Raw genomic sequence first — 23,900 nt, 5'->3', positions numbered from 1 at the left:
TACTGGGGTGAGTGGCGAGTTTGGCTGTTGCGGGCTAATTTGTGTGTAGTGTGTGTAGTGTGGATAGTGTGACACCACGATCAAAATTAATTTAATCGATTAGCTAAATCTTGACAGATCAAATGATACGTATTATAAATATTTGTAACAAAGCGGTTGTTTAGCGATCGCCGACAATAATTACTAGCAAATGGAAGGTAGGCAATAAATGGCCAGTTTAGAAAGTCCGGTAGGACGCGTGGCAAATCTGCAGGAAAAGCCCTCAGTGTTTAAACGTTTACGTTTGGCAAGAGCGATCTCGCTAGCCTCTCTTGGCGCCGTCGTTCTTGCTGGTTCACCGGCGTGGGCACAGAAAGAGGCGGGCACAGAAACTCGCGGTAAAAACCGTCTGATCGAAGAAGTTGTGGTTATGGCGCAGAAACGCGCCGAAGATGCGCAGGACGTCCCTATTTCTCTTGCAGCGTTTTCAGAGCAAAAGCTAGATGCGATGGGTATTGATGACCCCAAAGATTTAGCCCAGTTTACCCCAGGCATGTACTACGGTCAGACCGTAAACTTCGCGGTTATTTATATTCGCGGTGTGGGTAGTGATGCATTCTTGCCAGATTCCGACCCCAGTGTTGCGACCTATATTGATGGTATTTACTACCCCTTTGCAAACGGACAGTCGCAGGCATTTGGCGCGGTCGAGCGGGTTGAGGTATTAAAAGGGCCGCAGGGTACCTTGTTTGGTCGGAACTCTACCGGTGGTGCCATTAACATCATCACCAAATCGCCAGGCGTGGAGCCTGAGGTGTCGGTCTTGGCGAGTAAAGAGAGTTTTGATAATACCAACTTTCGTTTACATGGCAGCTTACCCGTTACTGACTGGTTGGCGGCGAGTGTGTCGTATACCAAAGCAGAATCAGATAATTACTACAAGGGTACACGTGGGGATGGCAACGGCGGTAGCGAAGCATTTCCTAAAGAGGAAAGTGAAGGCTATCGGATGAAAATCCGCTTCTCGCCAACCGAGAATATGGACTTAAACCTCGCCTACATTAAATTCGATCAGTACGGTGTTAGCTCAACGGCGATGCCAAATGTAGCGCCGAGCGTATTGGCACAAACTTTGGGGACTCGTGCAGAGACCCGCGAATATTATGTTGATGTTGATTTACCAAGTTATTTCTCCTTAGACAACGACGTGTATTACGGGCAATTTGAGTGGCGCACCGATTGGTTCGATATGAAGATTTTGGCCAGCAAGCAAGATATCGCAACTGACAACGTCTATGACTTTGACGGCTCCGATACCCCCTTCATCACCTTCGACGCTAAGGGTCAGTTTGCCGATGTAAAAACCCAAGAGATCCAGTTCCTGTCGAACGAAAATGGCCCGGAGTGGATAGAGTGGATTGTTGGTGCTTTCCACTTGGAGCAGGAGTCAGGCTTCCCACTTAACCGCCTGTCAGTTCTGGGCTTAGATCTAAGTGACGGCGCATTGCTGGGTATCCCCGTACCGCAAGGTTTAATTAACGTTGTTACGGGCTTAACCAGTGGTTTGGGGATTTCTGTGCCAGACGGTGTGTCGCTTGGATTAGTGTCCTTGCTCGGTACTAAATCAACCGCATATTTTGCGCAGTCTACTTTGCACTTCACCGACGATTTATACCTAACCTTGGGTGGTCGATATCAAGAAGAGACTCGTGGTGTTATCGAATCTAGTGTGGGCTTAGTGGGTTTAGATGGCAGCAATAGCAGCTTGCTGCAGTTTAGTCGCCCAGTGTCGGACACCAATAACTTCTCACCCAAAGTATCGGTGGGCTATAACTTTAACGATGACATATTGGCGTACGCAACTTATACCCAAGGTTATAAGAGTGGTACGTTCAATACCGTAAACGTATACGATGAGCCCGAATATGTTCGCCCAGAAACAGTGACCACCATGGAGATTGGTCTTAAATCCCAATTCTTTGATCAAGGTTTAACAATGAACTTTGCAATCTTCGAAAATGAAATTGAAGATTTACAAGTTCAGTTTATTTCCTTGTTGAGCGGTGGTGCGGTATCGCTTGAAAACGCCGGTGGCGCGAGAATTCGCGGTATTGATTTCGACTCCCAATGGGTGCCCATGCCAGATATGAATCCGGGCCTTGTGCTCGCATTAACTGGCTCGTACTTAGACTCTGAATACACCTCTTATGAAAATGGCAGCGGTTATAACGAAGGCGATGGCTTTTATAATAGCCGTCAGGGCGACTTTACCGGCAACCGAGTAACCCGTACACCCAAATTCAGCGGTAGCTTCGGTTTAAACCAGGTTGTTGAAGTGTCTGACCTTGGCGAGCTGGAGTTTTCCACCAGCGTTTATTACAACCAAGGTTTCTATTATCTAGCGCAAAATTCGCCAGTGTCGTGGGAAGATGAATATTACGTTGTGGATGCAGCATTAGGCTTTCTGCATTACGACACAAATATTCGGATAACCGCCTTTGGTAAAAACTTAAGTGATGACCGCTATACTTACTCGCAATTTCATACTGATGCGGGGCGTTCAGATTACTTGGCGCCACCTAGAACGTATGGCTTGAGATTGAACTGGGAATATTAATTTTTGTCAGGCTAACAAGAGTACTTTTGCGCCCTTTGGGGCGCTTTTTTTTGTGCTTAAAAATACGATGAGCGCTTTGCACAAGCCGAAATTTTGTTCACTAGCAAGGGAAAACGCAGCGAAGGTCACGCACTTGTGCAAGTGACCAGCGGCTACGGTAAATGAGGGAGTTTGTCGTTATAAATGACCGATTGAGTAAAGCCAGCCCGTTATGTCTTGTGGCTGCGCGCAGTGGAGCGAGTGCTTTGGCTACGATTTTGCCAACAGTCGGTGCTATAGGCGACGAAGGTTGAGGGCAAAATAACATCGTGCAAAGGTCTCATGATGATATCAGCTAGGAAATATTTTTTGTCAACGTGGTTGGGACATAAAATTTATTCAAAAAAAGCCCTGCAAAAGCAGGGCAAACATATAAACACTTGAAAGTGTCGCTTTACAGTCCGGGAAGCGTGCCTAGGGCACCCAAGGGGCTGCTGCCGTCGAGCGAGATTAAGGCCAAGACCTCATCTACTGGATTGCCGAGCAGAATGCTAGTTAGGGGCGCTGCTTGAGGTGCAAGTCCAACAATAAGAGGAGTCAGGGGGCTGCTAAATAGTAAATTCGTAACTATTGGAAGCCCTTCGCCAACAGCGATTTCTGTGATTGAAGTAACAAGACCGGATGGGGCGATGCTACCAATTGATGGTATTGGCAAGCCTAATAGCTGCGCCTGAGATAGTGACGAGCTAAGTGCAATGGCGGCTGCAGCGAGAAGCGGTTTGGTAGATATCTTTTTCATATTGAACTCCGTTATTTTGGACGCTAATTATCATCGTTATAAACTTAATCTAACATAATTAGATTGTAAAATTAAACTTTTAATTTTTGAGTACAAGTTCCGTTTTTATTTCGTAATACGTCGATTTTAGGCAATGAGAACGACAATAATTTGTCGTCTTCAAAACGAGATTTGTGCTTTTTTGTGGTGCGCCGGATGTCCTGTATTGGTGCAAATGTGGGGTGTGAGGTTTTGTGATCTTGGCAGATAACCCTTGTAAAAGCCCATGCGGCAGGTATTAGGCAGGCTTGGCACGAAACCTGTATTAGTGATACTGTCCGCACTCTTGGTGATATTGGACGACTACAATTTGAAAATGGAAAGCTAGGGTTCCGATCTCAAAATCGATTTGAGATGACTGGTCCGAGAGCTTTCGACCTTCGGCGCATTTAGCAGACAGGCTAAATCACAAGGTTACACGGCGGGACAAAAGCCCGGGAGACGATCGGCGATATTCGCCAGGAGTGCTCAATGAATCCGTGTAAAACCGCTGGAGGTTTACCCATGAAGCGATTAGCCGCTTTACTTCTTACCCTGACATTCTCGTCATTCTCTGCTGCCGCTACCGACAGCTTCAAAATCTGCTGGTCTATCTACGTGGGTTGGATGCCTTGGGGCTACGGCGCCGAGCAAAAGATCGTTGATAAGTGGGCCAAAAAATATGACCTCGACATAGAGGTTGTACAAATCAACGACTATATCGAATCGATAAACCAATACACCACTGGCGAGTTCGCCGCCTGTGCCATGACTAATATGGATGCGCTTACTATTCCTGCTGCGGGCGGGGTGGATAGTACTGCGCTGATTGTTGGCGATTTCTCTAACGGCAACGACGGCGTGGTATTGAAGGGCTATAAAGATCTTAAAGATATCAAGGGTCAGAAAGTCAATCTGGTTGAGCTCAGCGTGTCTCATTACTTGCTTGCGCGTGGTTTAGAAAGTGTGGGTATGAGCGAGTCTGATGTGACCGTGGTCAATACATCTGATGCAGACATGGTTGCGGTATTTCCAACGGCAGGGGTGACCTCAGTTGCGACATGGAATCCGCTGCTTAGCGAAATAGTAAGCATGCCCGGCGCAAATAAAGTATTCGATTCCTCGCAAATCCCCGGCGAGATTATTGACCTTCTTGTAATCAATACCGACGTACTAAAAGCCAACCCAAATTTGGGTAAGGCACTTACCGGCGCATGGTATGAAATTATGGCAACCATGAGCGATGCTGGACAGGCCGGTATAGCGGCGCGTACCGCAATGGGTAGCGCGTCGGGCACTGATCTCGCGGGTTATGAGGCGCAATTGGCAAGTACTAAAATGTTCTACAGTGCCGAAAAAGCAGTGGAATTTACCAAGAGTGCGGCGCTTAAAACAACGATGAAAAACGTTGCAGAGTTTTCCTTTGCCCACGGCCTATTGGGTGAAGGTGCACCTGATGCAGGCTTTATCGGCATAGAAACACCTGCCGGTGTGTATGGAGACAGCCGCAACATTAAATTCCGCTTTGACCCGAGTTATATGCAAATGGCTGCAGACGGAAAATTGTAAGGAGGTGGCGCCGCGCGAAGCTGTATACAAAGGCCTAGCGTGGCGCTAAGTAGCAATAGATATTGCGAAACACGCCGTAAAAGTAGTAGCAAAACAAGGTCTTTATGAAACGACTTATTAATTTTACACCTGCGCGTATATGGCGAATCGGTCTGGCTCTGCTGCCATTCGCGGTTATTATTTTGATTTATATTTCTGCGTCTGACGCTCGGCTTGCAGAAAACCCACAGGATAAATTATTGCCTAGCTTTACTCAGATGGGCGACGCTATTCAGCGCCTTGCCTTCGAGCCCAGTAAGCGCAGTGGTGACTATTTGTTCTGGCAAGACACTTTGAGCAGCTTGCGTCGCTTGGGCTTGGGTATGGTGATCGCAGCCTCACTTGGGATGCTATTTGGTCTGATGACCGGCGCACTGCCAGTGCTAAACGCCAGCTTTGCACCTTTACTTACAGTGGTGTCTTTAGTGCCGCCAATGGCCTTGTTGCCGGTATTGTTTATTGTGTTTGGTTTGGGCGAGGTGTCCAAGGTGGCATTGATTGCGATTGGTGTAACGCCTTTTATCGCCAGAGACATTCAAAAGCGCACTTTAGAAATTCCCCGTGAGCAAATAGTGAAGGCGCAGACCTTGGGTGCCAATAGCGGCCAAATTATTTTGCGCGTGCTTATTCCCCAGTTGATGCCGCGCCTGATTGACGCTGTGCGGCTTTCCTTAGGTTCTGCGTGGTTGTTCTTAATAGCCGCCGAGGCAATTGCATCAACAGATGGTTTGGGTTATCGCGTATTTTTGGTTCGCCGCTATCTTTCTATGGATGTGATTCTGCCCTATGTGGCATGGATAACCTTACTGGCTTTTATCATCGACTATTTGCTTGCTCAGCTGAGTCGCTTTGCCTTCCCTTGGCATGCGCAGCAGGAGGGTAAGTCATGATTGAAATTAAAAATGTCTGGAAGCGCTTTGGCGATAACGTCATTTTAGAAAACATTTCTGCCACCGTAAAAGAAGGCGAATTTGTCACCCTGGTAGGCGCCTCTGGCTGTGGCAAAAGTACCTTTTTGAAAATGCTTTTAGGTACTGATTCGGCATCTCAGGGCAGTATATTGATAGACGGCAAGCCCATTCCCTCCGAACCCGATGCGGAGCGTGGCGTTGTGTTTCAGCAGTATTCAGTGTTTCCCCATTTAAGTGTTTTAGACAACGTGGTCATTGCCCGCGAATTTGAAAAAACGAAGCTGGGATTTTTGTTGGGCGCGGAAAAAAAGGCAGCGCGCACAGAGGCGGCGGAACTCTTGAATGTTGTTGGTCTAGCGCATATGCAAAATCGCTATCCCGATGAGCTTTCCGGCGGTATGCGCCAGCGTCTCGCCATCGCTCAGGCGCTCATCTTAAAACCGAGAATTTTATTATTAGATGAACCCTTTGGTGCATTAGATCCAGGCATTCGCGCCGATATGCATGAGCTGGTTTTGGATTTATGGCGTAAACATAAGCTTACCGTATTTATGGTTACTCACGACTTAAAAGAAGGCTTTCACCTGGGCACGCGTCTGTGGGTCTTCGACAAGCGGCGGGTAGACGCCCAGGCCCCAAATGCCTATGGCGCTAGCATTACCTATGACTTGCCGGTGGGTGTGTGCGAGCAGGAAATACTAGATGAAATTGATGAAAGTCTGGCAACTAAAAATCAGGCGGAGCAAGTTTAAGAATGGAAAACTATCAAACTGAAATTCCCGCAGGTGGACATTGGTCTATTGAGCTGCGGCGTGGCACGCAAATTACGCTGCGTGATTTAGATGGTAACGGTAACGCCGGCATGTTGTTTTATAACCCGCGCAATCTGTTGGAACGCTATAACGCGCCAGACACCCTCAAGTGTCAACACACATTTAAATTAACCAAGGGTCATTGCCTGTATTCCGATATGGGGCGCATTTTTGCCTCTGTTATCGCTGATGATATGGGTTGGCACGACACGGTGTGCGGCAATATCCATGCTAGCCAAGTTGCAGATCGCTGGGGAGCGCGGGACTACCAAAATGACCGCAATGACTGGCATCAAAACGGTTACGATGCCTTTTTAACTGAGCTGGCAAAGTACGGCCTAGGCGCTGCAGACATGGCGGCCAATATCAATTGGTTTAGCAAAGTGGTTGCCGATGCAGATGGCAATATGACGCTGGCGTCGAATGCGAGCGCGGCAGGTAATAGCGTTAGCCTGAGATTAGAAATGGATACTTTAGTTTTAATTCACGCCTGTCCGCATCCCTTACGAAAATCTGAAGACTACCCACGTCATCGTATTGGTGTGGAGCTTAGCGTGGCAGCGCCGATGAGCGAGGATGATGTGTGCTTGAATCACTGTGACGAAAACCGCCGTGGTTTTAAAAATAACGCACTGTACCATTTAGGCAGCTGAGGAGGGCCGTAACATGATTAGAGAAAGTAGTTTATCGATAGACGATGCGGTATTCCGCGAAGTGGTGTGGGCGGGGGATTATTACCTTGGTAAGGTCAGCGCAGGGCAAACATTTAGAATTCTTGATTTAGAAGGTAATCAAGCCGCCGATACCTTGTTCTTCTGTGTTGATGATCCGAGTGAGCGATACAGTGCGACGGACACCATTCGTGAGCAACACAATGTGTATTTAACTACCGGCTCGGTGCTGCGCACTAATCAAAATCGCGCCATGTTAGAAATCGTTGCCGACACCTGCGGTCGCCACGATACCCTCGGCGGAGCCTGTGCCACGGAAAGTAATACCGTGCGCTACGATTTAGAGAAGCGCTGTATGCATGCCTGTCGTGATAGCTGGATGTTAGCAATAGCCGAAAAACCCGAATACGGCCTAAGTAAGCGGGATATCACCCACAATATAAATTTTTTCATGAACGTACCCGTTACCGACGAAGGCGGCCTAAGTTTTGCTGACGGTATTTCGGCGCCGGGAAAATACGTGGAATTAAAGGCCTTGGTGGAAGTATACGTTTTAATCTCTAACTGCCCGCAGTTAAACAATCCCTGCAATGCCTATAACCCAACGCCAATTGAATACCTAGTTTGGAATGCTTAAGCACCACGTCAGACGCCCGACATCCGACGTCTGACTTGTTATAAACCATCTTCAGTGGACGGCCACTGTCGTATGACATAGCGGGACGGCCCGTTACCGGATGACTATGTTCCAGAAAGTATTGATTGCCAATCGCGGCGCCATCGCCACGCGGATTATTCGCACCCTTAAACAGTTTAATATTACCGCCGTCTCTGTCTACGCCGAAGCCGACGCTCGCAGCTTACATGTGCGCAATGCTGACGAAGCTTATAGCTTAGGCGACGGCGGTGCTGCGGATACCTATCTTAATATTGAGAAAATTCTCGATATTGCCAAGCGCTGCGGTGCAGAGGCAATCCACCCAGGCTACGGTTTTCTTAGTGAAAATGCGGATTTTGTCCGGCAGTGCGAAGCAGACGGTATTGCCTTTATAGGGCCTACCGCGCAGCACATGCTGGACTTTGGCTTAAAGCATAAAGCTCGTGAAATTGCTGAATCTGTTGGTGTGCCACTGCCGCCGGGAACAGGTCTGTTAAGTGACCTAGAAAGCGCCGTGGGTCATGCGAAAAATATTGGTTATCCGGTGATGTTAAAGAGCACCGCTGGCGGTGGCGGTATTGGTATGCAGGTCTGTCACAACGAGGAAGATCTGCGTAGCGGTTTTGATAAAGTTAAAAAATTAGGCGGCAATAATTTTTCAAACGACGGCGTATTTTTAGAGAAATTTATCGCCCGCGCTCGGCATATTGAGGTGCAGGTGTTTGGCGATGGCTACGGCCAAGTGGTTGCAATCGGTGAGCGTGATTGCTCTGCTCAGCGTCGTAATCAAAAGGTAGTGGAGGAGTGCCCCGCACCAAACCTACCCGATTCGGTTCGCCACTTACTGTATACCCAGTCTGAAGATTTATTGGCGGCGGTGAATTATCGCAACGCCGGTACCGTTGAATTTATTTACGATCAAGACAGCCGCGAATTTTATTTCTTAGAGGTCAACACCCGCCTGCAAGTTGAACACGGCGTGACCGAAGCGGTGTGGGGTATTGATCTGGTGGCGTGGATGCTAATGCTCGCCAGCGGTGATTTACCTGACCTTGCCGATTTGCGCAAAAAGCTGGTTCCAAAAGGTCACGCAGTACAAGTGCGGGTTTACGCCGAAGATCCCTATCAACAGTTTCAGCCCTGTGCAGGTTTGCTCAGCAAGGTGTCGTTTCCACAGGCCGAGGGTTTGCGCATAGATCACTGGTTGGACAGCGGCATTGAGGTGTCGCCGTATTTTGATCCTATGTTGGCGAAGGTGATTTTTCATGCGCCGGAGCGTGCGGCGGCGCTCAAGGGGGTAGCCACCGCGCTGGATAAAACCGAGCTTTACGGCATTGTAAGTAATCGCGATTATTTGCGTGCCTTGCTCAGTGATCCCTTATTAAAAGAGGGTTTGATCACTACCCGTTACCTAAATGATTTTACCTGGGAGCCACGCCGCATAGATGTGTTGCAGGCGGGTACTCAAACCACGATACAAGATTATCCCGGACGCAGCGGCTATTGGGATGTTGGTGTGCCGCCGTCTGGGCCCTTCGATAACTACTCTTTTCGTTTGGCGAATCGTCTGCTGGGTAATGATGATGACGCTGCGGGTTTGGAGATAACCCTACAAGGCCCAAGCCTGCAATTTAGTGAGGCGACCGACGTAGTGATCGGCGGCGCAGCGTTGCCGGCAACACTGGTGGGGGGCTCTGCTGGGCAAGGCGGGAAAACGCTTTTGCCGTGGCAGGTTGTTCATATTGAGGCGGGGCAGACTTTGCAACTTGGCCGTATCTCTGCGGGCGCGAGAGCGTATTTGGCGGTGGCGGGTGGTATTCAATGTCCTGAGTACTTAGGTTCGCGCTCGACCTTCACACTTGGCCAGTTTGGTGGTCACAGTGGTCGTGCTTTGCGAGTTGGCGATGTGCTGGTACTCAAAGATGCCGTTGCTAGGCCGCATAATTTACCTGATCAGCTAAAGCCTGAAATTAATCACGAATGGAGTCTGCGGGTGATTTACGGCCCGCATGGCGCGCCGGACTTTTTTACTAACGCAGATATTGAGGCGTTTTTTTCCGCGAGCTGGGAGGTGCACTATAACTCCAGCCGCACCGGTGTGCGCTTAATCGGCCCTAAGCCCACTTGGGCGCGGGACAGCGGCGGCGAAGCGGGTATGCACCCATCGAATATTCACGACAATGCCTACGCTTTTGGCACGGTGGATTTCACTGGCGACATGCCGGTGATTCTTGGACCCGACGGTCCATCTTTGGGCGGCTTTGTTTGCCCAGCAACTGTAATTACCGCCGACCTTTGGAAGTTGGGCCAGTTACGCGCCGGAGATAAGCTGCGCTTTGTGGCGGTGACGGTGGATGATGCGGTAGAAGCGGAACGCGCACAGCGGGCGAGCATTCAAAATCTGACAGTAGACGTGCCTGTAGTGGCGGTCTTAAGTGAATTGCCATCACCGATTGTTCAGCGCCTGAGTGCCGACGAAGTGGGCGATGACGTGGTATATCGCGTTGCGGGAGATCATTTCTTATTGGTTGAATATGGCCCGCAGGAATTGGATATTCGCCTGCGCTTTAGGGCCCACGCCTTAATGCAGCACTTGCAGCAAAACCCGGTGGTCGGTGTGCGTGAAATGACGCCGGGTATTCGCTCTTTGCAATTGCATTATGATTCTCAAACTATTTCGTTGGCAGATTTACTTGCGGTATTAGCAGAGGCGGAGAAGCATCTGTCTACCCAGCTGGAGCAGCTGAATGTGCCGTCGCGCACCGTGTATTTACCGCTAAGTTGGGACGACGAAGCTTGTCGCCAAGCCATTTTAAAATACCAGCAGTCGGTGCGGGAAAATGCGCCTTGGTGTCCAAGTAATCTTGAATTTATTCGTCGTATCAACGGTCTTGAAAGTATCGAGGCCGTGAAAGACATTGTGTTCGATGCCTCTTATTTGGTGATGGGCTTGGGCGATGTGTATTTGGGCGCGCCGGTGGCTACACCGGTTGATCCGCGTCATCGCTTGGTGACCACAAAATACAATCCAGCGCGAACGTGGACGGCGGAAAACTCGGTGGGTATTGGCGGTTCCTATCTCTGTGTGTATGGCATGGAAGGGCCTGGCGGCTATCAATTTATTGGTAGAACCCTGCAAATGTGGAACCGCTACCGGCGCACTAAGGAGTTTACCGAGCCGTATTTGCTGCGCTTCTTTGACCAGATTCGTTTTTACGAAGTCAGTCAGGACGAACTGCTGCAAATCCGTAATGATTTTCCCTTGGGTAAATACTCTTTGCGAATTGAAGAGGGCGAATTTTCGCTGGCGGATTATCAACAAATGCTGGCTGAGAATTCTTCAGAAATTGCTACTCACACTGAAAAGCGTGAACAGGCCTTTGCCGAAGAATTGGCGCGCTGGCATGCCGATGGCCAATTCCATTATGAGGCGCCAGAGATTGATGACGCCGCCGATGTGGTGAGCTTGCAAGAGGGTGAGATTCCCGTGGATAGCTCGGTGGCGGGGAGCGTGTGGCAATTGCTCGTTAAAGAGGGTGATGTGGTAGAGATTGGACAGCCGCTGTTGTTGTTGGAGTCCATGAAAATGGAAATTGCTGTTTTTGCGCCACAAGCGGGACGGGTTAAAAAACAATTATTACGTGAGGGCGCACGGGTAAGTGCTGGCCAGTCGGTGCTTATTCTGGAGGACTTAGTATGAACCTTTCATTGACTGAATTACGTGGGGCTTACGCTGAAAATAAAGTGACACCGCGCGAAGTGATGGCGATTATCAGCGAGCGTTGTGAGCAATATCACGACCATAATATTTGGATTCATCAACTTACGGCGGCTGAATTGGAACCCTATTTACAGCGCTTGGAATCTAGCTCGGCAGATGCTTTGCCCCTATACGGTATTCCCTTTGCGATAAAAGATAATATTGATTTGGCTGGCGTACCTACAACGGCGGCCTGTGAAGCTTTTGCCTATACACCAGAGCGTTCTGCCTTTGTTGTGCAGCGCTTAATTGATGCGGGCGCGATTCCGGTTGGTAAAACCAATCTTGATCAATTTGCGACGGGCTTGGTTGGCACGCGTTCACCGTGGGGAGCGTGTAAAAACAGTTTTGACCCGAGCATGATTAGCGGCGGTTCCAGTGCGGGCTCGGCAGTGTCGGTGGCATTGGGCATGGCGAGCTTTTCACTGGGCACTGATACCGCAGGTTCTGGCCGTGTACCGGCCTGTTTTAATAATTTAGTCGGTGTGAAACCCAGCATCGGACTACTGTCTGCCAGCGGCATGCTACCGGCTTGCCGATCTTTGGATTGCATCACTATTTTTGCCCTGCAATGCGACGACGCTAATGCGATCTTGGCCATCGCCGAGGGTGAAGACGCAAGTGATGCCTATAGCCGAACCAATTCTTTTGCGAACAGCGCACGGCACTATGGTCAGTGGCAGGGGCCATTGCGAATGGGGGTATTGCCCGCAGAGCAATTATCTTTCTTCGGTCATGAGGATTATGCGCAGTGTTATCGGCAGTCTTTGACAACCATCGCAGAAAGTGGTGTTGAGTTAGTGGCGGTGGACTTTGCGCCCTTCATTGAAGCTGCACGTTTATTGTATGAAGGTCCGTGGGTGGCTGAGCGATACATCGCAACGTCGCCGCTTATTCAAAAGCGGCCAGAGGCATTACTGGATGTTACCCGCACTATCATTTCGGCCGGCGACAAAGGTTCTGCCGTTGATGCTTTTACAGCGCAGTATCGATTAAAAGCGCTACGCAAAGCGGCAGCAAAAGTATTGGAAAGTGTTGATTGTTTACTAAGCCCTACGGCGGGCCGACCGTACGCCATAGACGAAGTCAATAACGATCCGATTACCTTGAATAGTAATTTGGGCTACTACACCAACTATATGAACCTATTCGATTTGGCTGGGGTGGCGGTGCCAACGGGGTTTACAGAAAGCGGTTTTCCTTTTGGCCTAACCTTGGTTGGCGAAGCCTTCACTGATCGACGTTTGCTGTCGGTGGCGAATTACCTACAGCAACTTTTTAAATTACCACTGGGCAAGGATCAATCTGCTTATCAAGCATTGAGCACCGCGCCGATTAAAAATCAGCAGCGTATTGCCGTTGCGGTGTGCGGTGCGCACTTGCAGGGGCAACCCTTGAACTGGCAGCTCACAGAGCGCGGCGGCTATTTGCTGTCTAAAACCCAGTCCTCAGCAGATTATAAGCTCTACGCCCTAGCGGGTGGCCCGCCATTTAGACCGGGTATGGTCATTGCGCCAGAGGGGGAAGGTTGCGCTATAGAACTTGAGGTGTGGTCGGTGCCTGCAAGTGAATTCGGTAGCTTTGTTGCCGGTATCCCCGCGCCCTTAGGGATTGGTAAAGTCAATCTGCAAGATGGCAGTCAGGTCAGTGGGTTTATCTGCGAAGCATCGGGCTTGGCCGGTGCTGAAGACATTAGTCATTTTGGCGGGTGGCGGGGGTACCTTAGCAATAAATAATTATTGTAGGCCGTATTAAGTGGCGGGAGAGAGCGTCCGTACTGTTAATACGGCTTGCGTCAATGACTAGTATATTAATGCTTTATGCCTTACTTCATGCCGTAAACCTGTCCCACGCTAGATTGCAGTTCGCTTCTGTAAATTGAAATAGTGTAGTATTTCGTGCCTATATTAATTATCTAAAGCACGCTAATAACACGATGGGAAAATTATATGGATGGCTTGGCTTCGAAATTTGCATATGTGAATGGCACTCGGCTGCATTACTTTGAACAGGGTACGGGGCCACTAGTATTGCTGGTTCATGGATTTCCTGAAATTAGTTATTCATGGCGGCACCAGTTGCCGGCATTGGCGAAGGCAGGTTATCGAGTTGTAGCCTATGACCAGCGTGGATATGGCCTGTCGTCTAAATATGCAAATCCCGATGCGTATCGCATTCACCAATTGGTGGATGACGCTGTTGGTTTGGTGCAAGCACTTGGTGAAGAGTCGGCGATAATCGTTGGCCACGATTGGGGGGCTGCTGTTGCATGGAGCGCAGCGTGGCTTAGCCCCGATATCTTTCCTGCGGTCGCTTCGCTGTCTGTGCCATTCGGCGGTAGAGGTATTATCCCGTTGCCGAGCAGCCCCTTTGGGGAGTTAGAGCCAGATCCTCTACACGAAGCCCTTGCTGGTCCCGGACAAGATTTCTATCAAACTCATTTTGGCAAGCTTGACGGCGCGATAACTGAAATGGAAGCTGATGTTCGGGGATGGTTGCGCGGTGCAGTGCTGAGCCTGTCCGGTGATGGGCTAGGTCCGACGGGGATGGATTTTGCGGCCATGGACCCTCTGGATCTTATTCGTGGCAGCGCGCTATGTATTGCACATGGGGCGCAGATGAAAGATCGTTTTTTTGACGTCCCGTCGTTACCAAGTTGGTTTGATGAGGAAGACTTAGATGCCTATACCAATGCCTTTGTGAGCAGCGGTTTTGCGGGACCGTTGATGTATTACAAAAACTTGAATGCGAGCTGGGAAGATTTAGCGTCTATGGGCGATAGCCCACTGCAGGTGCCAGCCACCCTGATTCTAGGTGATTTAGATATTTGTTATGGTTGGGGGCAAGAAGCCATAGCTCGCGCGTCTGAAAGGATTCCTAATTACCGTGGCACTCATGTTCTTGCAGGTTGTGGCCATTGGACTCAGCAGGAGCGTCCAGAGGATGTGAATCGATTATTGATCGAATTTTTTCATTCGCTATAACAATCGAACAGCTTCTTTTCAGTAAAGCATGCCGAGTATTAAATAGCCCTTAGTGCTCGGCATGTAGTTCGACGTAGTGGATTAATCTTCTTTCTGATCAAGCGGCCAATGGCCATTTTCCTCAAGTACGCTGCGTAGAGTAAGTAGGGCATTATTCATGGCTGGGAAGCCTGCATAAACGCCAATTTGGAAAATAGCTTCAGCGATTTCTTTTGGCGTGCAGCCTACGTTCAATGCCGCGTGAATATGCAATTTTAGCTCATCCTGCTTACCCATTGCACTGAGTGCGGCAATGGCCACTAACTGACGTGTGCTGCGGGGGAGTACGTTTCTCGCGTACATGTCACCGACCACAAAGCGGGACATTTCCTTGGCCAGTTCCTTGTCAAAACTCAGCCACAATTCATAGGGTTTTTCGTCGTTGTAGCCGCCGAAAAGCGCCGCAGCAGTGTCTTTTATTTTTTGGGTTTTTTCTTCAGGCATGGCGCCGTTCCTTTTATATCTACTTTCTGATGATCCAATATTAACCGCAGAGCATAGTAATTACGGTACTTGCTACAGGCTTAGACCTTGGGGCTAGCTTAGTGCCGCATTGCTTGTGCCCATGATTTAGGGACATTATCACAGTCCCTACGGTCCCATTCTACGTTCAACAGTTAAAACCTATCGTCATGATTGATAAGTACAGTTGGATAGCTTGCCAGCTAAGGTCTATAAAGGTAGCCAGCAGGAACAAATTATTAATCCAAGGGAGACACGCTATGTCTAATAACAAATGTCCAGTGAACCACGCTGCTGGCACGGGTACGACGAATCGAGACTGGTGGCCAAATCAGCTACGCCTAGATATGTTGCATCAGCATTCGACTAAATCAAACCCTATGGGTGAAGATTTCAACTATGCCGAAGAATTTAAAAGCCTCGATCTTGCCGCGCTTAAAAGTGATATCGCTGCGGTGATGACGGATTCGCAGGATTGGTGGCCAGCCGACTTTGGTCACTACGGACCTTTGTTTATTCGTATGGCATGGCATAGTGCAGGCACCTATCGTATTGCGGATGGCCGTGGTGGCGGAGGCAGTGGCAGTCAGCGTTTCGCGCCATTGAATAGCTGGCCTGATAACGGCAATTTGGACAAGGCGCGGCGTTTGCTGTGGCCGGTTAAACAAAAATACGGCAAGAAAATTTCTTGGGCTGATCTGATGATTCTTACGGGCAATGTTGCCCTAGAGACAATGGGTTTCAAAACCTTTGGCTTTGCCGGTGGCCGCGAAGATATATGGGAACCTGAGCTAGATATTTACTGGGGTGCTGAAGGCGAATGGTTGGATGACAAGCGTTACTCCGGTGAGCGCGATCTAGAAAACCCGCTTGCGGCGGTACAAATGGGCTTGATTTACGTAAATCCAGAAGGCCCGAACGGTGTGCCAGACCCATTGGCGGCAGCGGTAGATATTCGTGAAACCTTTGCTCGTATGGCAATGGATGATGAAGAGACGGTTGCCTTGATTGCCGGTGGTCACAGCTTTGGTAAGACTCATGGTGCCGGTGATGCCGCGCTTGTTGGTGCGGAGCCAGAAGCGGCGGGTATCGAGCAGCAAGGTTTTGGCTGGAAGAGCAGCCACGCCAGCGGTAAGGGCGGTGATGCCATCACCAGCGGTTTAGAAGTGACGTGGACGAGTACGCCAACCCAATGGAGCCATAACTTCTTTGAGAACCTATTTGGTTTTGAATGGGAATTGACTAAGAGTCCCGCTGGTGCACATCAATGGCAGCCAAAAAATGGCGGGGGTGCAGGTGCGATTCCTGACGCGTTTGATGCATCTAAACGCCGTGTACCGACCATGTTGACTACCGATTTGGCGCTTCGTGTTGATCCGGCCTACGAGAAAATCTCGCGGAATTTCTTTGCGAACCCAGATCAGTTTGCAGATGCCTTCGCCAGAGCGTGGTTTAAATTAACTCACCGCGACATGGGTCCACGGGTTCGCTTTCTCGGCCCAGAGGTGCCTGCTGAAGAGCTTATTTGGCAAGACCCGATTCCAGCAGTCGATCATGAGCTGGTGAACGACAGTGACATTGCGGCACTGAAAGCGAAAATCGCGGCGGCAGGCTTATCTATTGGCGAGTTGGTTTCTACCGCATGGGCGTCGGCATCCACCTACCGTGGTTCAGATATGCGCGGTGGTGCAAATGGTGCGCGTATTCGCCTAGCTCCTCAGAAAGACTGGGAAGTGAATCAGCCCGCACAATTGGCCAAGGTACTTAAGGTACTCGAAGGTATTCAGAGCGACTTTAACGGCGGTGCGAAAAAAGTATCCATTGCCGATTTGATCGTGCTGGCAGGTAGTGTCGGTGTAGAGCAGGCCGCTAAAAATGCGGGTAATCCGGTGGCTGTGCCGTTTACGCCGGGCCGCATGGATGCCTCACTAGAGCAAACCGATGTGGCGTCTTTTGCAGCACTGGAACCTATTGCTGATGGCTTCCGTAATTACTTGAAAGGCAGATACTCCGTTCCCACAGAGGCCTTATTGGTAGATCGTGCGCAGTTGATGACCTTAACTGCCCCAGAGATGACGGTCCTTATCGGCGGTATGCGGGTATTGGGTGCCAATGTTGGCGAATCGCAGCACGGTGTTTTCACCAAAAATGTTGGCTCGCTGAGCAATGACTTTTTTGTGAATCTGCTGGATATGGGTACGGAGTGGAAGGCGACATCAAAATCTGAAGAAGAGTTTGAAGGTCGTGATCGCAGCACGGGCGAAGTGAAATGGACGGGCACACGAGCTGATTTGGTGTTTGGTTCCAACTCCCAGCTGCGTGCCTTGGCAGAGGTTTATGGCAGTTCAGATGCGCAGGCGCGATTTGTAAAAGACTTTGTGGCAGCGTGGACTAAAGTGATGAATTTAGATCGCTTTGATCTAGCCTAAAATACAAAGTTGATGATAGCCCCAGCATGCTGGGGCTTTTTTTTTGGAATGGTTTAAAGAAGTAACGAGCTTATTGATTTTGTAAAAATATTTGTGCTTTTAATAAAAAATTCTCAGATTGTTTGAACCCAGTATCTAATGTTGTTTGTTGCGACGTGTCGCAGATCTGCTCCCAGTGCTCGACGACCGCTTCCGGCGTTTGCTTGTCAGGTGCAAGATAGATACCTTCGGTTTCAAAAATTGCGCTACTGGCATATCCGCCAGCACCGGCGCATAAAATGTGTCTGCTTGGCGCGTCGTCATGGCAAAGTACTAATGCGCCAGCGGTAACGGCTTCAGGAACCAGCATGGCTAGTACCTCCGTAGGCATAAGATCTTCGGTCATACGCGTTGCGGCGGTAGGCGCCAGCGCATTTACACGGACATTATTTTTCGCGCCTTCAATGCCCAGGGTGTTCATTAGACCGACTACAGCCAATTTGGCCGCACCGTAATTACTTTGCCCAAAGTTACCGTATAAACCGCTGGAGGAGGTGGTCATTACAATACGGCCATATTGTTGTTCTTTCATAATGTCCCACACTGCTTTACTGCAATTTACTGAGCCCATGAGATGAACATCCATGACGAGATTAAAATCGTCTAAGGACATTTTAGAGAATGTTTTATCGCGGAGTATGCCGGCATTGTTTATTAGAATATCGACTCTGCCCCATTTTTGAATGGTTTGCTGAACCATATCTTCGACTTCGCTGAATACCGCAACATTGGCGCCGTGGGAAATTGCCTCGCCACCTAAGGCTTCAATCTCAGCGACAACCGCTTTGGCGGCGTCTGATGAGGCACCGCTACCATCTCGGTTGCCGCCTAGGTCATTAATCACGACTTTCGCGCCGCGTTTTGCCAGCTCCAACGCGTGGCTGCGCCCTAGGCCATTGCCCGCACCGGTGACGATGGCGACTTTTCCATCAAAACGAATGGTCATTTAACAATCCTCAGTAATGTTATTTTAGTCTGCACAATCTTAGCCATCGAGATAGTACACTAGACGAAAGGTATACTCAGTATACGTGCAACACCAAGCTTGCTTGAATGACGGAGGCGATTGTTTATGAATCGTATTGAATCCATTTCTGAATATTGTCCTTATTGTGGAGAATCTATTGAGTTACTTATAGACGCCTCAGGGGGAGATGACGAGTATATTGAAGATTGTGAGGTGTGCTGTCGTCCAATAAGCATTGCCCTTAGTTTTGATAGTGAGCAGGAATTATGTGTTCGAGTGTATGCGGAAAACGACGCGTATTGATGGTCTGCAATCGTATGCTGACTTCAAATAGGCGGCGTTAATCCGATTTGGTGACTAGGTAACAACTTTGTCACAGATATTGCGTTAAATGAAAATTGCGGCGACGCGTAGATAGGCGCGGTCGCGGATTTTACATTGGCTTTATTTATATTGGATTTTTCATGCCTGATTTGCCTATTGTTGTCATTTCGTTAGCGCCCCAATCGCCAGCGGTTATTTCCTTAGTAAATTCTCTAGCTAATCTTGGTTTTACGGCAGAGATTTTCTCCGCAATTGATGGTCGCAGTGCTATGCCAGACTTGCACGATGCTGAATCTGTCGATCAAAAAATGTCTGTGCTGCGCCGGCGCTCAGAGGTAACTACGTCGGAAGTGGGGTGTTTTTTGTCCCACGCCCGCGTCATTCGGCAAGCCTATGATAGCGGCGTGGAGAGAATTTTAATCCTAGAGGATGACGTCGAAATATTAGCTGGATTTGCCGAGGTAGTAGATGCAATTGTTTCATTGCCTAGCGAAGTAGAGATGGTGAGGTTGATGGGCTTAAAACGTCGGCGTCGAAAAACCATTGCGACATTGGCGGGCTCTTGGCAATTGGTGAGGCCGCTGCGCGGGTGGTGCGGGGCGCAGGCATATGTGATGAATCGCCCTGCGATGGATAAATTTTTACGGCAGTATCAACGAATCAGTATGCCGGTGGATGGATTTTACGACTGCTTCTGGGAGACCGATATTCGCGCATACGGTGTCGAGCCCCATGTGGCCGCAGAGCGTAAGCACGTATCTAGTATTGCCAAGCCTTGGGGAACAATGGCGCCATCGCGGATGACGGAAATACGCTGGCGTATGTTTAAATTGTATCGCGGTGTATTGATGCGATATTACCGATTGGCAAATTATTCTGATTTTTATCCAAACACCTTGCCGGACCCCAGTATTAAATTTCCCCGCTCTAATCCTGATTGATTTAGATTTATTCCACTTCACCGAGTTCGTGCAGGTGCTTATACATAGTTTGTAATTGCGGCTCAAATCTTTTCCACTGATCTATGCGGCTGCTGTTGATGGGAGATCTTACCTGTGTGGCTGAGGTGGTTCTGACGGCTCTTGGGTTGTTATAAAAGTGCAGGCAATTTTCTTCCCAGGGCAAATCTAAAAAATTCAGTAGGGCTTTTACGGTTGCCTCATAGTCATTGATTAAGGTTTCGTATTCTAAAAAGAAGATTTTATCTGCCAATACTTGTTGCCAGTATCGATATAGCTCTGCAGCAGCATGGTAGGTGTCGGCTAATTCTTCTTGGTCATAGGTGAAGCGCAAACCGTCGGCAAAATACTGGCGATAGCATCCCCATAAATTATCCATGGGATTGCGTCGGCAGAAAATAATTTTTGCCTCGGGACTGGCTAGATGAATTAAGCCGAGCGCTTTGTAATTTTGCAGATTTTTGTCGGTAAAAAACGGTGTTATATGGAGTTCTTTGGTAAGCGTTTGATAATTGTCGCCGATGGCTTTCCAGTCGCTTGGCTGTAGCTCATTTGCCCAAAGCGGAAAGGGTTTGTCGATGCGCTTTTGTCGCAATACAGCGGCAGTAGCACGTTGCAATGCGACTAATTCATCACCTGCGGTGACCATCGAGTGTGTTGAAACAATCTGCTCTACCAAAGTGGTGCCGCTGCGGGGTAGGCCGCAAATAAAGATAGGTTTGGCATTGCTTGCGTCGCGGGGAAGCGGCGTTTGCTTTAAAAGCGCCGGTGTAAAATGTTGGGGGATATTGCGGGTCTCTTGTATTTCCTCCGCATGATTGTATTCAAGCAAGCTGCGCTTTAGTGCTGCGCCACTTTCAATGTGGAAAAATTGCTTTGCTGCGTCGCCACTAAATTCATAGCCGCGGGCCAGCGCATAGTGAATCCGAGCTTTATTGTGCGCAGATACCGTGGGCTTGTTCAGCACCGCTTCAATCTCATCGAGATCTTTGCTTTTGATGTCGTGCAGTAAATCTGATCTATTCCAATACGCGTGGCCGTCGAGTGGTGATAGACGTATACAGCGATTAAAGCTGGCTAGCGCCTCTGGCATTTTGCCAATTTCTTTTAATATAACGCCCTGTTGGTTTAAGGCGTTTATATTTGCTGGCTCTAAACGTAAAACCTTTGCAATAGCTTGCAGAGCCTTGTCGTGCTGGCCTAGCATTCTAAGGGCGCTTGCGTGAAAAAGTAGGCTTATTACGTCGCGGGGTTTATGTATTAAATGTTGTTCCGTGGCGGCCAATAATCCGCTGTAGTCGCCTGCCTCGTTTAGGCCTTTAAACAAAAAATGTCCCGCGCGTGTGAGCTGGGGAATCTGCGCTAGTAATTGTTGGCACAATACGATGACAACCGGCCATTTGCTGTCTTGAGCCAATTGTGCGACGAAGTTTAGCGCTTGGCTCGCCGGCATTATATTGCTGCCTGGGCGACCGGGAAGACTCATGGTGACGTTCTTGCGCTCGTGTTTATCGACCTGCGATTTACCTGCTGATTTTTTACTTTTCATTGCCTGCCAGATTGTAAGAGGGGTGGGCGCGGCACTGTGACTATCTAGACATAATCTGTTTGTGACGTATTGGCCGCTGCTTCCGAAATTAATTCACATTGTAACGGCTGCTAATCGCTGGCGACAGCGAGTGCTATTAATTTTCAGTCGTGAATATGTATTGATGCCGAACTTGTCTGGGCTATAAAAAATCAATAAAAACAGGGTGTTATTACTATGTTTCGGCTCGTCTAAACGGAGGGTGGTGTGGCTAGGGGGCATGTGTGAGAATTTTTCACCATGCAGAACCCCCATGAGAAACGCGTCTGAAGGAGAATAACAATGAGTCAGGTAGCGCAAGTGCCGCGTCAGCCGCATATTATTGAGGCAGCGGAATTACCCGACCGCTATGCCCGCGGTTGGTACTGTCTCGGTCTGGCGAGCGAATATACCAGTACACCGGTTAAACTCAATTATTTTGGTACTCGCTTGGTCGCTTATCGCGGTGAAGATGGCGAGATACATATTCTTGACGGTTACTGCCCACACATGGGGGCTGATTTAAGCGAAGGCTGTGTTGAGGGGAATTCTATACGCTGTCCTTTTCATGCATGGCGCTGGGGTGCAGATGGGGTGTGTGATGACATTCCTTACGCCAAACGCATTCCGTCCAAGGCCGTTATTCGCTCTTATCCAACGTTAGAAGAAAACCATTTATTGTTTGTGTGGTTTGATCCTGAAGGAAACCCGCCGATTGAAGAGCAGCGTCCACCGCGCATTGATGACGTATTTAGTGACGAGTGGACAATCTGGCAAATGGATTTAATGACGATTCAAACCAATGCCCGCGAGCTTATCGACAATATGGCTGATGTGGCACATTTTGGCCCCATTCATGGTGCACCGATAAAAGAGTTTAAAAATATCGTTTATAAACATACTTATCGGCAAGAGTTAACGGGTGGTTCTGAGTTATTGGCCGAGGACGGTGAGCTTAGCTCTGAGGCAACTTACTATGGTCCCGCTTATATGAATACCTATATGACAGGTCATTTTGAAGGCGTGGATGTGGCCTCACGTTTGTTGGTGACCCATGTGCCGATTGATCATCATAGTTTTGATTTGCGCTTTGGCGTGGCAGTGAAAAAAATCGCGGGTATGACAGACGAGCAAAACAATGAAATGGCGCGTCAATATACTGAACAAAATCGCACAGCCTTTTTCCAAGACGTGCATATTTGGCACACCAAAACACGGGTAGATAATCCTGTGTTGTGTGACGGTGATGGTCCGATTAATCGTTTGCGTCAGTGGTACAACCAGTTCTACCTAGACCTAGCCGACGTGCCAGAAATCTATAATGAAAAGCGTGAATACGTGGTGGATTACGCCATCCGCAATAGTTGATCGTAGATAAAATAATAGGACCTAGTAATGGATGTTCGCAGTTTAGCTTACGTAGTTATTGAATCGACCGAGCCACAGCAGTGGCTGGACTATGGCACCAATATTTTAGGCCTAATGATTGCGCCGACAATGCCAGATGATAGCAATGTCTATTTAAAAATGGATACTCGGCCCTATCGTTTTGCGGTTGTTAAGTCAGATCAAAACAGGCTGGCGTATTGTGGCTGGGAGTTGGCAGACGAGGCGGGTTTTACTGCTGCAAAGGCAGAATTGCAGGCTGCGGGTATTGCCTTTGAAGAGGCCTCTGCGGCTGATGCAAAAGCGCGTCGCGTTCGCGACTTGATTCGCTTACAAGATCCTTCAGGCAATGGCTTGGAATTGTTCTGGGGTGGTGAGTTGGACTACGCTAAATTTATATCGCCAAAAGGTATTTCGGGTTTTGAAACTGGTTTTAACGGCGATATGGGCTTTGGGCATGCGGTGTTACCCGCGGCAAAGTTAGTAGAGACTCATAATTTTTATAAAGATGTGCTCGGCTTTGGTGATAGCGACTACATGCATTTTCAATTTTCGCCAGACCCTGATGATCCGGGCCAAGGTCTGAACTTTATGCACGTAAACAATCCTCGTCACCACAGCTTGGCCTTGTATGAAGATCAAGCTAATCCCGTTGGCTGTGTGCATTTGATGTTGGAAGTTACCGAAGTAGATGAAGTCGGTTACTGCCTTGATCGCGTTGAGGCGGCGGGTATTCCAATTGTCTCTACCCTGGGGCGCCATACTAACGACAATATGCTGTCGTTTTACATGGCAACCCCGACGGGCTTTGCAATGGAATTTGGCACCGATGGTTTGCAAATGGATTGGGAGGGCTTTACCCCCACGGTAACCAGTTTGCCCAGTTTGTGGGGCCATAAATTTAATATGCCAGACGCTTAGTTTGTGTCTGC

At 48.9% G+C, this 23,900-nt stretch carries 18 protein-coding genes and 1 riboswitch; of the genes, 14 read left to right on the top strand and 4 right to left on the bottom strand.

Translation table 11 applies throughout. From position 1 onward, the window contains the following. Positions 1-208: 208 nt before the first annotated feature. A complete protein-coding gene (locus GVJ32_RS07930) occupies positions 209-2,596 on the top strand; it encodes a TonB-dependent receptor (protein ID WP_159239522.1) in 2,388 nt (795 codons plus the stop codon). Between the two features lie 433 nt (positions 2,597-3,029). On the opposite strand, the gene GVJ32_RS07925 is transcribed toward GVJ32_RS07930, so the two are convergent. Beyond that, the gene (locus GVJ32_RS07925) at positions 3,030-3,374 is read right to left on the bottom strand and encodes a hypothetical protein (RefSeq protein WP_159239521.1); all 345 of its coding nucleotides are present in this window, start codon (positions 3,372-3,374) and stop codon (positions 3,030-3,032) included. A 352-nt stretch (positions 3,375-3,726) separates the two neighbouring features. Then, a riboswitch (guanidine-I (ykkC/yxkD leader) is annotated at positions 3,727-3,856 on the top strand. A 61-nt stretch (positions 3,857-3,917) separates the two neighbouring features. Between GVJ32_RS07925 and GVJ32_RS07920 the strand changes: the two genes are divergently transcribed. The 8 genes from GVJ32_RS07920 (at position 3,918) to GVJ32_RS07885 (ending at position 14,796) form a co-directional block, all read left to right on the top strand. After that, complete coding sequence (locus tag GVJ32_RS07920; RefSeq protein ID WP_159239832.1) at positions 3,918-4,961, top strand: putative urea ABC transporter substrate-binding protein; 1,044 nt, start codon at positions 3,918-3,920, stop codon at positions 4,959-4,961. A gap of 104 nt (positions 4,962-5,065) precedes the next feature. Continuing rightward, positions 5,066-5,890 (top strand): ABC transporter permease, encoded by an 825-nt coding sequence (locus tag GVJ32_RS07915; protein ID WP_159239520.1) that lies wholly within the window; start codon positions 5,066-5,068, stop codon positions 5,888-5,890. After that, positions 5,887-6,663 (top strand): ABC transporter ATP-binding protein, encoded by a 777-nt coding sequence (locus GVJ32_RS07910; RefSeq protein ID WP_159239519.1) that lies wholly within the window; start codon positions 5,887-5,889, stop codon positions 6,661-6,663. Before GVJ32_RS07915 ends, GVJ32_RS07910 begins: the two co-directional genes overlap by 4 nt. Before the next feature lie 2 nt (positions 6,664-6,665). Continuing rightward, entirely contained in the window at positions 6,666-7,376 is a 711-nt protein-coding gene (locus tag GVJ32_RS07905; protein ID WP_159239518.1) for an urea amidolyase associated protein UAAP1, read from the top strand. 13 nt (positions 7,377-7,389) lie between these two features. Then, on the top strand, positions 7,390-8,031 hold the full coding sequence (locus tag GVJ32_RS07900; RefSeq protein WP_159239517.1) for an urea amidolyase associated protein UAAP2: 642 nt from the start codon (positions 7,390-7,392) through the stop codon (positions 8,029-8,031). Between the two features lie 106 nt (positions 8,032-8,137). Next, on the top strand, positions 8,138-11,752 hold the full coding sequence (uca, locus tag GVJ32_RS07895; RefSeq protein ID WP_159239516.1) for an urea carboxylase: 3,615 nt from the start codon (positions 8,138-8,140) through the stop codon (positions 11,750-11,752). Beyond that, positions 11,749-13,548: an allophanate hydrolase gene (gene atzF / locus GVJ32_RS07890; protein ID WP_159239515.1), complete on the top strand. Its 1,800-nt coding sequence runs from the start codon at positions 11,749-11,751 to the stop codon at positions 13,546-13,548. The genes uca and atzF overlap by 4 nt, the downstream gene beginning before the upstream one ends. A gap of 213 nt (positions 13,549-13,761) precedes the next feature. Next, positions 13,762-14,796 (top strand): alpha/beta fold hydrolase, encoded by a 1,035-nt coding sequence (locus tag GVJ32_RS07885; protein ID WP_159239514.1) that lies wholly within the window; start codon positions 13,762-13,764, stop codon positions 14,794-14,796. Between the two features lie 81 nt (positions 14,797-14,877). Here GVJ32_RS07885 and GVJ32_RS07880 read toward each other — a convergent pair whose 3' ends face one another. Beyond that, positions 14,878-15,279 (bottom strand): carboxymuconolactone decarboxylase family protein, encoded by a 402-nt coding sequence (locus GVJ32_RS07880; RefSeq protein WP_159239513.1) that lies wholly within the window; start codon positions 15,277-15,279, stop codon positions 14,878-14,880. Positions 15,280-15,557: 278 nt separating this feature from the next. On the opposite strand from GVJ32_RS07880, the gene katG reads away from it, so the two are divergent. Beyond that, positions 15,558-17,726 (top strand): catalase/peroxidase HPI, encoded by a 2,169-nt coding sequence (gene katG, locus GVJ32_RS07875; protein WP_159239512.1) that lies wholly within the window; start codon positions 15,558-15,560, stop codon positions 17,724-17,726. A gap of 70 nt (positions 17,727-17,796) precedes the next feature. On the opposite strand, the gene GVJ32_RS07870 is transcribed toward katG, so the two are convergent. Next, complete coding sequence (locus GVJ32_RS07870; protein WP_159239511.1) at positions 17,797-18,711, bottom strand: SDR family NAD(P)-dependent oxidoreductase; 915 nt, start codon at positions 18,709-18,711, stop codon at positions 17,797-17,799. Between the two features lie 126 nt (positions 18,712-18,837). On the opposite strand from GVJ32_RS07870, the gene GVJ32_RS07865 reads away from it, so the two are divergent. Continuing rightward, complete coding sequence (locus GVJ32_RS07865; RefSeq protein ID WP_159239510.1) at positions 18,838-19,035, top strand: CPXCG motif-containing cysteine-rich protein; 198 nt, start codon at positions 18,838-18,840, stop codon at positions 19,033-19,035. Between the two features lie 161 nt (positions 19,036-19,196). Further along, complete coding sequence (locus tag GVJ32_RS07860) at positions 19,197-19,997, top strand: glycosyltransferase family 25 protein (RefSeq protein ID WP_159239509.1); 801 nt, start codon at positions 19,197-19,199, stop codon at positions 19,995-19,997. Between the two features lie 7 nt (positions 19,998-20,004). On the opposite strand, the gene GVJ32_RS07855 is transcribed toward GVJ32_RS07860, so the two are convergent. Continuing rightward, complete coding sequence (locus GVJ32_RS07855; protein WP_159239508.1) at positions 20,005-21,564, bottom strand: tetratricopeptide repeat-containing sulfotransferase family protein; 1,560 nt, start codon at positions 21,562-21,564, stop codon at positions 20,005-20,007. 321 nt (positions 21,565-21,885) lie between these two features. Here GVJ32_RS07855 and GVJ32_RS07850 point away from each other — a divergent pair, with 321 nt between their 5' ends. Together GVJ32_RS07850 and GVJ32_RS07845 are read left to right on the top strand one after the other, a co-directional pair. Further along, positions 21,886-22,950, top strand: a complete 1,065-nt coding sequence (locus GVJ32_RS07850) for a Rieske 2Fe-2S domain-containing protein (RefSeq protein ID WP_159239507.1) — start codon at positions 21,886-21,888, stop codon at positions 22,948-22,950. Between the two features lie 27 nt (positions 22,951-22,977). Next, positions 22,978-23,889: a VOC family protein gene (locus GVJ32_RS07845; protein ID WP_159239506.1), complete on the top strand. Its 912-nt coding sequence runs from the start codon at positions 22,978-22,980 to the stop codon at positions 23,887-23,889. The last annotated feature ends 11 nt before the right edge of the window (positions 23,890-23,900 follow it).

The organism is Zhongshania aliphaticivorans (assembly GCF_902705855.1).
Classification (GTDB): Bacteria; Pseudomonadota; Gammaproteobacteria; order Pseudomonadales; family Spongiibacteraceae; genus Spongiibacter; species Spongiibacter aliphaticivorans_B.
The sequence above is the reverse complement of the archived record's forward strand: the minus strand, read 5'-3'. Positions and strand labels throughout refer to the sequence as shown.